Annotated in this window: 11 protein-coding genes; 2 read left to right on the top strand and 9 right to left on the bottom strand. The window is 38.9% G+C overall.

Annotated elements, in window-relative coordinates; all coding sequences use genetic code 11:
- Window positions 1-79: 79 nt before the first annotated feature.
- From lpdA to sdhC, 7 genes are all read right to left on the bottom strand, one after another.
- On the bottom strand, window positions 80-1,513 hold the full coding sequence (lpdA, locus tag HUV91_RS00555) for a dihydrolipoyl dehydrogenase (RefSeq protein WP_130074651.1): 1,434 nt from the start codon (window positions 1,511-1,513) through the stop codon (window positions 80-82).
- A gap of 60 nt (window positions 1,514-1,573) precedes the next feature.
- Window positions 1,574-2,788: a 2-oxoglutarate dehydrogenase complex dihydrolipoyllysine-residue succinyltransferase gene (odhB, locus tag HUV91_RS00550; RefSeq protein WP_130074650.1), complete on the bottom strand. Its 1,215-nt coding sequence runs from the start codon at window positions 2,786-2,788 to the stop codon at window positions 1,574-1,576.
- A complete protein-coding gene (locus HUV91_RS00545; protein WP_130074649.1) occupies window positions 2,788-5,625 on the bottom strand; it encodes a 2-oxoglutarate dehydrogenase E1 component in 2,838 nt (945 codons plus the stop codon). Before HUV91_RS00545 ends, odhB begins: the two co-directional genes overlap by 1 nt.
- Window positions 5,626-6,204: 579 nt before the next feature.
- The gene (locus tag HUV91_RS00540) at window positions 6,205-6,915 is read right to left on the bottom strand and encodes a succinate dehydrogenase iron-sulfur subunit (protein ID WP_130074648.1); all 711 of its coding nucleotides are present in this window, start codon (window positions 6,913-6,915) and stop codon (window positions 6,205-6,207) included.
- Window positions 6,916-6,929: 14 nt separating this feature from the next.
- On the bottom strand, window positions 6,930-8,828 hold the full coding sequence (gene sdhA / locus HUV91_RS00535) for a succinate dehydrogenase flavoprotein subunit (RefSeq protein ID WP_130074647.1): 1,899 nt from the start codon (window positions 8,826-8,828) through the stop codon (window positions 6,930-6,932).
- 12 nt (window positions 8,829-8,840) lie between these two features.
- Window positions 8,841-9,206, bottom strand: coding sequence for a succinate dehydrogenase, hydrophobic membrane anchor protein (gene sdhD, locus HUV91_RS00530; protein WP_130074646.1), 366 nt, complete (start codon window positions 9,204-9,206; stop codon window positions 8,841-8,843).
- Window positions 9,206-9,604: a succinate dehydrogenase, cytochrome b556 subunit gene (gene sdhC / locus HUV91_RS00525; RefSeq protein WP_130074645.1), complete on the bottom strand. Its 399-nt coding sequence runs from the start codon at window positions 9,602-9,604 to the stop codon at window positions 9,206-9,208. Before sdhC ends, sdhD begins: the two co-directional genes overlap by 1 nt.
- Before the next feature lie 1,047 nt (window positions 9,605-10,651).
- Between sdhC and gltA the strand changes: the two genes are divergently transcribed.
- Window positions 10,652-11,926, top strand: a complete 1,275-nt coding sequence (gene gltA, locus HUV91_RS00520) for a citrate synthase (protein WP_130074644.1) — start codon at window positions 10,652-10,654, stop codon at window positions 11,924-11,926.
- A gap of 60 nt (window positions 11,927-11,986) precedes the next feature.
- Here the strand turns inward: gltA and HUV91_RS00515 are convergent, their stop codons facing one another.
- Together HUV91_RS00515 and HUV91_RS00510 are read right to left on the bottom strand one after the other, a co-directional pair.
- On the bottom strand, window positions 11,987-12,628 hold the full coding sequence (locus tag HUV91_RS00515; protein WP_130074643.1) for a hypothetical protein: 642 nt from the start codon (window positions 12,626-12,628) through the stop codon (window positions 11,987-11,989).
- 115 nt (window positions 12,629-12,743) lie between these two features.
- Window positions 12,744-13,409, bottom strand: coding sequence for a YARHG domain-containing protein (locus tag HUV91_RS00510; protein ID WP_174492186.1), 666 nt, complete (start codon window positions 13,407-13,409; stop codon window positions 12,744-12,746).
- 162 nt (window positions 13,410-13,571) lie between these two features.
- Between HUV91_RS00510 and HUV91_RS00505 the strand changes: the two genes are divergently transcribed.
- Window positions 13,572-14,237 carry a DUF2306 domain-containing protein gene (locus HUV91_RS00505; protein WP_174492185.1) on the top strand — a complete coding sequence of 222 codons (666 nt, stop codon included), beginning with the start codon at window positions 13,572-13,574 and terminating at the stop codon, window positions 14,235-14,237.
- Window positions 14,238-14,258 lie beyond the last annotated feature (21 nt).

Here is a 14,258-nt window from a genome sequence, read left to right as displayed (position 1 = left end):
GTTCTTTTATTAATAGATGATTATTCACTTAAAAACAACCATCAAAAGTAAAAAGAGCGGTCGAAACCGCTCTTTTGTATTATTTACGTTTACGCTGAATCGCGTGAATCGCACGTCCATCCACTGCAAGTGCAGCTTCATGTACCACTTCAGAGTACGTTGGGTGACCAAATGTCATCAATTGTAAATCTTCCACAGAAGATACAAACTCAAGCGCAATCATACCTTGGTGAACGATGTCTGAAGCACCAGGACCAATGATGTGCATACCCAATAAACGGTCAGTTTTTGCATCTGCAACAAACTTCACGAAACCTGCAGATTCATTCGCTGCTAAAGCACGACCATTCACTGCAAATGGGAATTGACCAGTTTTAACTTCATGACCTTTAGCAACTGCTTGCTCTTCAGTTAAACCCACCCAAGCCGCTTCTGGATGTGTATAAATCACAGAAATGATGGTGTCATAGTTTACTTGTGCAGCATGACCGTGCATACGCTCAACTGCCATTACGCCTTCTTCCATTGCTTTATGTGCAAGCATTGGACCACGTACCAAGTCACCAATTGCATATACGCCATCTACAGATGTCGCACACCAATCATTGACTTCAACCAAGCCACGTTCAGTCAATTTAATGCCTGAATCTTCAGCCAATAAACCTTCAGCATAAGCTTTACGACCTACACAAACAATCAATTTATCGAAAGTTTGAGTTTTGTCTTCACCGCCTTGAGTATATTGAACAGTCACTTCACGACCATTGATTTCTGTACCCGCAACTTTAGCGCCTACACGGATGTCTAAACCTTGTTTAGTCAACAGTTTTTGGTAGTCTTTTGCTAAAGCTTTGTCCGCCATTGGTAAGAATGCATCTAATGCTTCAAACACAACAACTTCAGAACCTAGACGACGCCATACTGAACCCAATTCAAGACCGATTACACCTGCACCAATTACACCCAAACGTTTAGGCACTTCTTGGAATTCTAATGCGCCAGTTGAATCTACGATAAGGTCTTCATCAACTTTAGCTACAGGAATATTTACAGGAACAGAACCCGTCGCAAGAATGACGAATTTAGGTTCTAAAACTTGAACTTCACCACCATCTAATGGTGTAAATTCAACTTTTTTACCTGCAAGTAATTTACCAGTCCCTTGTAACCACTCGATGCCATTGCCTTTTAATAATTGAGCAACACCACCCGTTAAGTTATCAACAACTTTGTCTTTACGTGCAAGAAGCTTTTGAAGATCAAGTTGAACATTTTCAACAGAAATCCCATGCACATCTAAGCCATGAAGTGTGTCTTCATAGTGATGTGAAGAATCTAAAAGTGCTTTAGAAGGGATACAACCTACGTTTAAGCAAGTACCACCTAAAGATGGTTTACCTTTGTGTACACGTTTTTCGATACACGCAACTTTGAAACCAAGCTGTGCAGCACGAATCGCTGCTTCATAACCACCTGGTCCACCGCCGATTACCACTAAATCAAATTGAGACATGCTTATCTCCAAAAACGAGCTTAGAGGATCGCCCTAAGCTCGTGTTGTTATTCTAAGGAATTAAAGGTCAAGGATCAGTTTAGCTGGCTCTTCAAGCAACTCTTTTACTGTTACAAGGAAACCTACAGCTTCTTTACCATCAATTAAACGATGGTCATAAGAAAGTGCTAAATACATCATTGGAAGAATTTCAACTTGACCATTCACTGCCATAGGACGGTCTTGGATTTTATGCATACCCAAGATAGCAGTTTGAGGTTGGTTCAAAATAGGTGTTGAAAGTAATGAACCGAAAGTACCACCATTGGTAATAGTGAAAGTACCACCCGTCATATCTTCAATCGAAAGTTTACCATCACGTGCTTTACCAGCAAATCCACGGATACCATTTTCAACTTCAGCATAGTTCATACGGTCTGTATCACGAAGTACAGGAACCACTAAACCACGATCAGAAGACACTGCCACACCGATATCATAGAAACCATGATAAACAATATCATCGCCATCGATAGATGCGTTTACTGCTGGATAGCGTTTTAATGCTTCAGTACATGCTTTCACAAAGAAAGACATAAAGCCAAGACGTGCACCGTGACGTTTTTCAAATGCGTCTTTATATTGAGCACGCATTTCCATGATTGGCTTCATGTTCACTTCGTTGAAGGTAGTTAACATTGCAGTTTGCTGAGTTGCAGCAAGTAGACGCTCAGCAACACGCTTACGAAGACGAGTCATCGGAACACGTTTTTCGATACGCTCACCTACAGCAACACTTAATGGTGTTACAGAAGCAGCAGCTGGTTTAGCTTGATGATTTGCGACATCTTCTTTAGTGATGCGACCACCACGACCAGTACCTTCTACGTCAGATGCAGCGATACCTGTTTCAGACAATGCTTTACGTACAGCAGGTGCTTGGTCAGCAACTTGTGCACGCTCAACCACAGGCGCATTACCTGCTTGAGTTTGTGCAGCAGCTTGCTCAACTTTCTCTTCTGATTGCACAGCTTGAGTTTGCGCAGCACCAGAAACAGCACCTTCTTCAAACGTTGCAATTACTTCAGCTGAAAGAACTGTATCACCTTCATTTTTGATGATTGCAGAAATAGAACCATCGGCAGGAGCAACAACTTCTAAAACAACTTTATCCGTTTCAATATCACAAATCACTTCATCACGTGATACTGCTTCACCTGGTTGCTTATGCCAAGTCGCAATTGTTCCGTCAGCAACTGACTCTGGGAACACCGGTGCTTTAATTTCGGTTGCCATTATTTAGATTCTCCTGATTGATCAGCTACGATTGCAAGTGCATCAAGTACGAGCTGAGCTTGTTGTTTTGCGTGCAAGTATGGTGAGCCACATGCAGGTGCAGCTGAAGCCTCTCGTCCTGCGTAGCTAATACGAATTTGTTTACCAGAGTTGATTACGCCTTCGTATAAACGAGGAGCAATGAACAACCAAGCGCCTTGGTTTTTCGGTTCTTCTTGACACCAAACAAGTTCTTTAATGTTTGGATAAGTTGCAAGAACTTCAGCAATGCGTTGTTCTGGGTATGGATACAATTGTTCTACACGTACAATTGCAATATTCAGATTTTGTTCACGACGTTTTTCAAGTAAATCGTAATAAACCTTACCACCACACAATACGAGACGTGTTACATCTGCTTTGTTGATGTTATCTACTTCATCAATCACAGTTTGGAAAGTACCATTTGCAAGCTCATCTAAAGTTGATGTTGCAAGTTTATGACGAAGTAAAGATTTAGGTGACATCACGATCAATGGTTTACGTAAAGGACGAATCGCTTGACGACGTAAAACATGATAAATCTGTGCAGGTGTAGTCGGTGTGATCACTTGCATATTTTCTTCAGCACAAAGCTGTAGATAACGTTCTAAACGTGCAGATGAATGCTCTGGACCTTGACCTTCAAAACCGTGTGGAAGCAACATGGTTAAACCACACACACGCTCCCATTTGGTTTCACCAGAAGCGATGAATTGGTCAATCACCATTTGCGCACAGTTTGCGAAGTCACCAAATTGCGCTTCCCAAACGATTAAGCTTTTTGGCAAAGTCGTTGCATAACCATATTCAAATGCAAGTACAGCTAATTCTGACAATAATGAGTCATAAATTGCAGTACGTGGTTGGTTTTCTTTGATATGACAAAGTGGAATGTAAACCGAACCATCTACTTGGTTATGCAGTTTCGCATGACGGTGCGAGAATGTACCACGACCTACGTCTTCACCTGTTAAACGCACAAGGAAACCATCATCAAGTAAAGATGCATAAGCTAAAGTTTCAGCAGCACCCCAGTTCAATGGCATTTCACCTGTTTGCATTTTCAAACGATCATCAATGACTTTTTGAACTTGACGTTGCATCACAAAGCCTTCAGGCAATTGACGCATTTTTTGACCAAGCTCTTTTAAACGCTCGATCGGGAAACGTGTATCCCATTCATCTGTATAATCATGGCCTAGGTAAGGCGTCCAATCGACAAACATTTTTTTGTTTGGTTCTAAGACAAGTGCATTGGCAACATGTTTACCTGCTTCTAGATCAGCACGGTATTGTTCAACCATCGCATCCGCTGCAGCACGATCCAATACTTTTTCTTGTACCAATTGATCTGCATAAAGCGTACGAGTCGTCGCTTTTTTATTGATCACTTGATACATCATTGGTTGTGTTGCTGCTGGCTCATCCGCTTCGTTATGACCACGACGACGATAACAGAACATATCGATTACAACGTCTTTACGGAATGTATGACGGAAATCATGTGCTAATTGAGCAATAAACAATACAGACTCAGGATCATCACCATTCACATGGAAGATCGGCGCTTGGATCATTTTTGCAATGTCAGTACAGTATTCTGTAGAACGCGCATCACGTGGATCAGACGTTGTAAAACCGACTTGGTTGTTTACAACGATATGAACCGTACCACCCACTGTGTAACCACGAGTTTGTGACATTTGGAAGGTTTCTTGGTTGACACCTTGACCTGCAAATGCAGCATCACCGTGAACGATGATTGGTAATACATCATCACCACCGATGTCTTTACGACGGACTTGACGAGCGCGTACAGAACCTTCAACTACAGGTCCAACGATTTCTAAGTGTGATGGGTTAAATGCCAATGCCAAGTGAACTTCGCCACCTGGAGTCATGACGTTTGATGAGAAACCTTGGTGATATTTAACGTCACCAGAACCTTTTTTATTAAGTGCCTTACCTTCAAACTCACCAAACAGGTCAGCTGGGTTTTTACCCATGATATTGACAAGAAGGTTTAAACGACCACGGTGTGGCATCCCAATAACAACTTCTTTACAACCTACAGAACCTGCACGTTGAATCAGTTCATTGACCATAGGAATGAAAGATTCACCACCTTCAACACCAAAACGTTTAGCACCAACGTATTTATTACCAAGGTATTTTTCAAGACCTTCAGCAGCAGTTAAACGCTCAAGAACATGTTTCTTTTGTTCAGCAGAGAAACCGAATTGACCACGTGCCCCCTCAAGACGTTGTTGAATCCAACGCTTTTCTTTGGTATCAACAATGTGCATATATTCTGCACCAATAGAAGCACAATATGTTGCTTCCATCGCCTCAACCATTTCACCTAAAGTTGCTTCAGTTTTACCAATCGCAAGATTACCTGCATTAAATACAGTATCTAAATCTGACTTGGTTAAACCATGCACTGCAAGATCCAAATCTGGAACGTCTTCACGTTTTGCCAAACCTAAAGGATCAAGTTTTGCTTTTTGATGTCCACGATTACGATACGCAGCAATCAGTTGCAACACGCCGATTTGGCGGCGTTCATGTTCAGTACTGACTTCACCTTGTACAACAGGTTGAACACGATTAGAGTTGCGACCTAATAATAAGAATTGCTCACGAATGTTACCGTGGGGCTGATCACCTTTAGGGAATTTATCGAAATATTGTTGCCAATCCTCACCGACTGAGGTTGGAGAAGACAGGTACTGCTCGTAAAGCTCTTCAATATACGCTGCACTATCAGCGGAAAGTTCAGTGTCAAGACGCAGTGCGTCAGCAACTTCTTGCATTTGTGGACCCATTTCCTATTGCAAAAACATTAGAGGATGCTTTTTAAGCAAACCCAAGATTGATCATGCCAAACTGGTAAATTGGCACTCACCCTTTCGTTACTCAAAGACCAAAGGGCATTATACGGCATTAGAATTTTACTAATGCTGACAATGAATCATAACGCCCTCAATGGCATCACCACTCACTTATATACTCAACCGCAGCTGAGCAATTTTTTTGCAAATCGACTTAGAAAAAGCAAAACAATGATTTACTTTTTCTAAAGCGGTTTATTTTATAAGCTATTTCTATTTTATAAACTCAACAGCGCCCCACTTATGTTAAAAAATGTACGATATTTACCTATTTTTTCCACTTACAAAGATTTGTTAAATCCTAACATGAACTTAAGCCTCAATTGATTTTTTTGACACATACCACTCATAAAATAGCGAAATACATATCTATTATAATCTATTACTATATGGAGTTGTTTATATAAAAATTCAACCCATTCATATAAAAATACTATTTCAGCTTAAATAAAAAAAAAGAGCGCACCTTGGTTTGAGGTGCGCTCTTTTATTTTTAGGATATTAACCCGCTTGGTCGAGCAACATGCTACGGATGTGACCGATTGCTTTTGTTGGATTCAAACCTTTAGGACATACTGATACACAGTTCATAATCCCTTTACAACGGAACAATGAGAATGGGTCGTCAAGACGAGCCAAACGTTCTTGTGTTGCAGAGTCACGTGAATCAATAATGAAACGGTATGCATTCAATAATGCAGATGGACCTAAGAATTTATCAGGATTCCACCAGAATGATGGGCATGAAGTTGAACAACATGCACAAAGAATACATTCATACAAACCATCTAAGTGCTCACGCTCTTCAGGAGACTGTAAACGCTCTTTTGGTGGCGCAGGTTGATTATTGATTAGGAATGGTTGAATTTTGTCATACTGATCGTAGAACTGATTCATATCCACAACTAAATCTTTAATCACTGGTAAACCTGGCAATGGACGAATCACGATTTTTTCAGGTAAATCGTTTAAGTTCCACAAACAAGCAAGACCATTTTTACCATTGATATTCACACCATCCGAACCACAAATGCCTTCACGGCAAGAGCGGCGGAATGTTAATGATTCATCTTGTACTTTTAATGCAAGAAGCGCATCAAGCAACATACGATGCTTGTCTGTCAATTCAAGTTTAAAAGTTTGCATATACGGCGCTTTATCCTTATCAGGATCATAGCGGTAGATTTCGAATGTACGAGTACCTCTACTCATCTTAGTTCTCCCAATTAGAATGTACGTGGTTTAGGTGGAATTGGATCTACAAGTAATGGTTTATAGCGTACAGGCTTGTACTCTAAATGATTATCTGTAGAGAACCATAAAGTATGTTTCATCCACTCATCATCACGACGACCATATGGGTAATCTGCATGATCAGGTGGTAATTCATAATCTACAACCGTATGTGCACCACGACATTCTTTACGTGCAGCAGCAGAAATCAAGGTTGCTTTTGCAACTTCATACAAGTTTTCAACTTCTAAAGCTTCAATACGTGCAGTGTTAAATACTTTAGATTTGTCTTTCAAATGAATGTTACGTACACGCGGTTCAATCGCAAGGATTTGTTTTACACCTTCGTCAAGCAATGCTTGAGTACGGAATACACCTGCGTGATCTTGAACGATGTCACGGATTGCATCTGCAACTTCTTGTGCATTTTCACCTGAAGTTGACTCATCAAGGTGTTTCACACGTTTTAAAGTATTTTGAAGCACTGTTGTAGGCAATGGCGCATATTCATCGCCGTGATGTTTAGTCACGTAGTCGATGATGTGTTCACCTGCCGCTTTACCAAATACAACTAAGTCAAGCAATGAGTTCGTACCTAAACGGTTTGCACCATGTACAGATACACAAGAACACTCACCAATTGCATAAAAACCTTTTACAGGTTTAGTGAAGTTACGCTCACCACCATTATGTGAATATACATCAGTCGATTTATTATAATTCGCTTCAAGCGGTGTCGTTTCACGGCTTTCAGGAACAACCACTTGACCATGAATATTCGTAGGAATACCACCCATTTGATAATGAATTGTTGGTACTACAGGAATCGCTTCTTTAGTAATATCGACATTTGCGAATTTTTTACCAATCTCAAATACAGATGGTAAACGTTTCATGATTGTGTCTGCACCTAAGTGAGTCATATCAAGAAGGATATAATCACCTTTAGGACCACAACCACGCCCTTCTTTAATTTCCTGGTCCATAGAACGTGATACGAAGTCACGTGGTGCCAAGTCTTTTAAAGTTGGTGCGTAACGCTCCATGAACGGTTCGCCGTCTTTGTTACGAAGAATTGCACCTTCACCACGACAACCTTCAGTCAACAATACGCCTGCGCCCGCAACACCCGTAGGGTGGAATTGCCAGAATTCCATATCTTGTAATGGAATACCTGCACGAGCTGCCATACCAAGACCATCACCAGTATTGATATATGCGTTTGTAGATGCACGGTAAACACGACCAGCACCACCAGTAGCAAACAATGTTGCTTTTGCTTGGAATACTGCAATTTTACCTGTTTCTTGGTCAATTGCGGTTACACCAAGGACATCACCTTCTTCATTACGAATAAGATCAAGTGCGATCCATTCAACAAAGAATTGAGTACCCATTTTCACGTTGCTTTGATAAAGCGTATGAAGGAGCGCGTGACCTGTACGGTCAGCAGCAGCACATGCACGTGGAACTGGCTTTTCACCATAGTTCGCTGCATGACCACCAAACGGACGCTGATAAATTGTACCATCAGCATTACGGTCAAACGGCATACCTAGATGCTCAAGTTCATACACAACTTGAGGTGCTTCACGCGTCATAAACTCGATCGCGTCTTGGTCACCTAACCAGTCTGAACCTTTAACCGTATCATAGAAGTGGTAGTGCCAATTATCTTCTTGCATATTACCAAGAGATGCACCAATACCACCTTGTGCTGCAACCGTATGCGAACGTGTTGGGAATACTTTAGTCAGTACCGCAACATTCAAACCAGCTTGAGCAAGTTGGTAAGATGCACGCATACCTGAACCACCACCACCAACAATCACTGCATCGAATGTTTGATGTGGAATATTTGTGTAATCTTCTTTAGGGGTTATAGCGCCCATGACATCTTCCTATCAATTCGCCCAAAAAATCTGGATTGCCCAGATTGCATATGCAATTACAGCAATAATCACTGCTGATGTTAACACGATGCGTAAACCTGAAGCTGAAGGACCCATTTGACGCGTAGTCACATAGTCAGTGAATACTTGCCACATACCAATCCAAGCGTGTACAACAAGCGAGAAAACAGCCAATAAAGATAAAATCTTCATTGGAAGTGTCATCATGAAGCCTTTCCATTGTTCGTAGTCAAATCCGCCATTGCAAAGAATCCAACCAAGCACAACAACAGTATAAACAGCTAGAACAACAGCACTCACACGTTGGATATACCAATCACGAGAACCTGAACCCGTTAAACCTGTAGCACTTTTCATTAGAGAACAATCCATACAAATGATGCGATGATTGAAATCGCAGCCAAAATTAATGCAATTGTAGCTGCAACACGACCACTTTGCAGTTCTTCAGCAAAACCGAGGTCAGCAAGTAAGTGCTTAATACCCATAATCAAATGGAATAATAAGCCGGCTACAAACACCCATACAACAAAACGTACGATAAAGCCGCCAAAGATTGCTTGCACTTGCGCAAAACCTTCAGGCGAAGACAAAGATTTGTCTAAAAGCCACAATAGTACCGGTACGAGTAAAAATACGATGACACCAGAAAGACGGTGTAGAATTGATGCAATAGCCACAGGGGATTTTAAGTTTACATCTAAAACTTGACCCATGGACAAATTGACAGGTCTGTTGCTTTTCACAGCGGGCATCCTGTAAGTAAAAACTCCATCCGGAGTTTGTTGGAATTAATTCGAAGGAAAGCTGGCATTATTAGGCAAGCAAATTGCCTAAACTTTTTAAACGACACCGAATTATAAATCGTGCACTGTCAAAATACAAACGATGCAATTTAGCTTTTTTATAAAAATAATCCTAAATAAGAATCATTTACATAAAATTAAGCACTTATTCCACAACACTTAACCACCTTTATTAAGCTATGTCATTATTTTTCAAAACAATATTTAAAAACCCATCCGCTTTTTTTAATTACTTGAAATTAAGACTAAAGCACAACACTTTACCTAGACTATTTTTCGATTCAAAAATCATCACTTATAATCATTTTCTATTTTATTTAAAATAATGGTATTGATATATTAAAGTTTGATAATTATTTTTTTAATAAATACCTATCATCACAAAGAAGTGATTTGACTTCATAGTTTATCATTAGAAATAAGCACTTAGTTTGTGAATAAATCAAATAAACACTGCTAAATAAATATATTTGCCTATTTTAACAGCAATTTTTAGCTCAAAATTTAACCCAAAGATTATTTTTTATTCAATTAAAATCTTTTTTTTACCATTTTTTAGTCAATCAATATTTAAAATGAAAAAAAATATTTCTGCTATTTTTACGCTTATTTTTTACTCATCTTCATTTTTTATTATTTGTAAGTTGTGATTATTAGATGGTTTTAAATTTTTCCCACTTTCACCACAATATTTAAAATTTCAACAAATTTGGGCTTTAAATGCTTTTTTTGTCTAGCAACAATAATTATTTTTATGCACCAATTCGAGAATTTGTCTTATTATACTGAGCCGATACTGCAAGTTTATTTGAAAATATTTGAATGAAATTGTATGACTAAGCTACTGTGCTTATGTCACTTTTTATCCATAAGTATAATTGACAAAATTTCAGTACTCACTAAGCTAATAGCAATTTTTGATCTGTCTAACTTGTTTGGTAATGAATAACAATCACAAGTTAGATAAAACATTCACCAGGACAGGAGATCAATTGAATGTCTGCAGCAACTGGCAAAAAAGCCGTTTTACAACTTGATGGCAAAGAAATTGAATTACCAATTTACAGTGGTACATTGGGCCCAGATGTAATCGACGTTAAAGATGTATTGGCCGCAGGTCACTTTACTTTTGATCCTGGTTTTATGGCAACTGCTGCATGTGAATCAAAAATCACATTCATCGATGGTGGTAAAGGTGTTCTTTTACACCGTGGTTACCCAATTGACCAACTTGCAACTCAAGCATCTTACTTAGAAACTTGTTATTTATTATTAAGCGGTGAGCTTCCTACAGCAGAACAAAAAGCTGAATTTGAAGCAAAAGTTCGTAACCACACTATGGTTCACGATCAAGTTAGCCGCTTTTATAACGGTTTCCGTCGTGATGCTCACCCTATGGCAATCATGGTTGGTGTTGTGGGTGCGCTTTCTGCGTTCTATCACAACGGTTTCGATGTTGAAGATGTTAATCATCGTGAAATCACTGCAATCCGTTTAATTGCAAAAATTCCTACACTTGCAGCTTGGAGTTACAAATATACAGTAGGTCAACCATTCATGTATCCACGTAACGATTTAAGTTACGCTGAAAACTTCTTATACATGATGTTTGCTACACCTGCTGATAAAGATTACAAAGTAGACCCTATCCTTGCTAAAGCAATGGATCGTATCTTTACACTTCATGCTGACCATGAACAAAATGCGTCTACTTCTACAGTACGTTTAGCGGGTTCTACTGGTGCAAATCCTTACGCATGTATTGCTGCTGGTATCTCTGCACTTTGGGGACCTGCTCACGGTGGTGCAAACGAAGCTGTTCTTAAGATGCTTGATGAAATCGGCTCTGTAGAAAACGTTGCTGACTTCATGGAAAAAGTGAAAACTAAAGAAGTTAAACTTATGGGCTTCGGTCACCGAGTTTACAAAAACTTCGATCCACGCGCGAAAGTAATGAAAGAGACTTGTGACGAAGTTCTAAGCGCTCTTGGTATCAATGATCCACAATTAGCACTTGCGATGGAACTTGAACGTATTGCACTTTCTGATGAATACTTCATCAAACGTAACTTATACCCTAACGTAGACTTCTACTCAGGTATCATCCTTAAAGCGATTGGTATCCCAACAGAAATGTTTACTGTAATCTTCGCTCTTGCACGTACTGTTGGTTGGATCAGCCACTGGTTAGAAATGCACAGCGCACCTTACAAAATTGGTCGTCCTCGTCAGCTTTATACTGGCGAAGTTCAACGCGATATCAAACGTTAATTCGTTATACGCTTTGACCATAAAAAAACCACCTTTTGGTGGTTTTTTTATCACTTCAATTTAGCGTATTTTAAAAGGTATTTTATCTTCTTTTATGGTGACTTTAGCGCCTTTACACGCATTCGATGTCTTAGTGGTTCTTAATACATAATCTGCATCAGCCACTAGCTTTAATGTACTTTCAATATTCTCGCCAGTTTTACAATCTTCCTCACCTAGCTTTTCACTATAACGCCCTGGATAACTTGACGATTCAGCTGTCGCTACCACATAAGCTTTCCACCCATCAAAATAAACTAAGTCATCTCGACTAGATACTTCACCCTGACCAGAACTTGCAGAGGTCAATTGCACAAGTTGAATCGGCTGGGTTTTAGCTTGAGCATTATAGATTTTAAAGCTATTGGCTTGCCCGCCATATTCAAGAATTTGTGACTGCTTTAACTTTGGTCGAGTTAAAATATAACCACCCCAAAAATTGCGTCCTGCATCTTCAAATTCTACACCAGACAAATAGGCAACTTCTCCTGATTTTAGTCGTACAGCCTGTGTCTTATTAATATCAATTGCATTTTTGGGTGTCGCATAAGAATCATCTAGATTCGTTATCGTTGAGATAATGTCTTTTGCTGTAAGCGCTGCTGCAAAGCCTGTAGAACATACAAACATGCCAACCATCAAACAAATACTTTTTTTCATCATAAGTTTGCTTTCTCTATTTCAAATCAATAGCACAATAGACTTTTTGCAAAAACCAAAATAATCACTGATGGATCGAAAGATTAATATTAAAAGTCCCTTCCCAATTTCAGTTTTATTAGCGCCCCCACTCCATCTTTTCCATATAAGGACGAACTTTTTTAATTCGTTGAATATTGGTCTTTTCAATTTGTGTAAGCTGATTTTCAACATTAGTGCTACATGGCATATACCAATCTGCTTCACTAAAAGCATTTGCGATCTCTTTATTGGCAAATGAATAACCATGACGTGCATAAATACTATTACGCATATAATCAAGCTCATCAGGTGGAAGTTGTAAATCAGCATCTTTAAGTAAACGATTTGAAGCCTCTGCAAATGAACCTTCATTTTTTGCATAACGACACTGTTGTGGTTTTAATTCAAAATATTTAGGTTTTACTTTAGCGGTTGTAGATTCCCAACTCGATTGTAATGTTTTAGGCTGATTTGCATTGACTAAAAATATAAATGTACCACTACTTGCCTTAGGACCACTTTCAACCGCCGTGATTTTATAACCTTGTGAAGTTGCTTGAACTTTTCCTGAAAAATTCTGCTTATTTTTACCTAAAATGCTGTAGCCCTTGACCTGATTACCATCAATTGACTCAATAAACACTCCTATTTTTTGCCCATCATAAATACCTGACCAAGATGTTTTAAGCTGTTGTATATTCAATGCAAAACTTGATTGCATCGCAAATAAAGACAAGCAAAACATAAATAATTGCTTTTTCATTGTTATACCTATGTATGTATTTATATAAATTTACACTATAATTTTAATGCAACTTTAAAATTTTTTAAGATTGAAAACGTAAAAATTTATCAAGATATTTAGCGACCATTTCACCGCTATTTTACTCGTATTAATCGTGCATAAATCATGCAGAATACAACCATGAAAAAAATACAATTCAACCAAGTCATCTTAATTTTTATACTGATGATTTATTTATATTTGGGTATACTCATGGTCAAAATTTGCCTACAGTATTTTCCTTGGCAAAATGACACTAATTTTCTAGCCTTAAAACAAGACGTCATTCACACGCAACCTTGGCGCTTTGCCTTCCAAGCTCATGTCATTGTCAGTTCATTAATTTTAATCGCTGGCTTCACTCAATTTTCGAGTCAAATTAGACAAAAACTCCCCAAAATCCATCGTTATAGTGGTTGGCTTTACATCATAAGTGTCTTAGCCTTTGCCTTACCTAGCGGCTTTATTATGGCATTTTCAGCCGCAGGAGGTTGGCAAACACAGCTATGCTTTATCCTCCTCAGTATTTTATGGGGAGTAACTACCTGTATTGCTCTGTATAAAATTTTTCAAAAACAATGGAAAGTTCACCGCAATTGGATGATTCGCAGTTTTGCCTTAGGACTTTCAGCCTTAAGTTTAAGAACTTGGAAAATCGCTTTATATCACCTACAACCCTATTTTGACTGGCTTACACCACTTCATATTTACCAACTTGAAGCATGGTTAGGTTGGACAGTTAATCTTTTGATTGCTGAAATCATTATTTTTAGATTAAACAAAAATAAAAGCCCTAAACTAAGTTAGGGCTAAAATTTTTTAAATAAA

It is taken from the genome of Acinetobacter sp. Marseille-Q1623, from assembly GCF_902809895.1.
Classification (GTDB): Bacteria; Pseudomonadota; Gammaproteobacteria; order Pseudomonadales; family Moraxellaceae; genus Acinetobacter; species Acinetobacter piscicola_A.
Note: the sequence above shows the minus strand (reverse complement) of the source record. Positions and strands in the feature narration are given on the sequence as shown.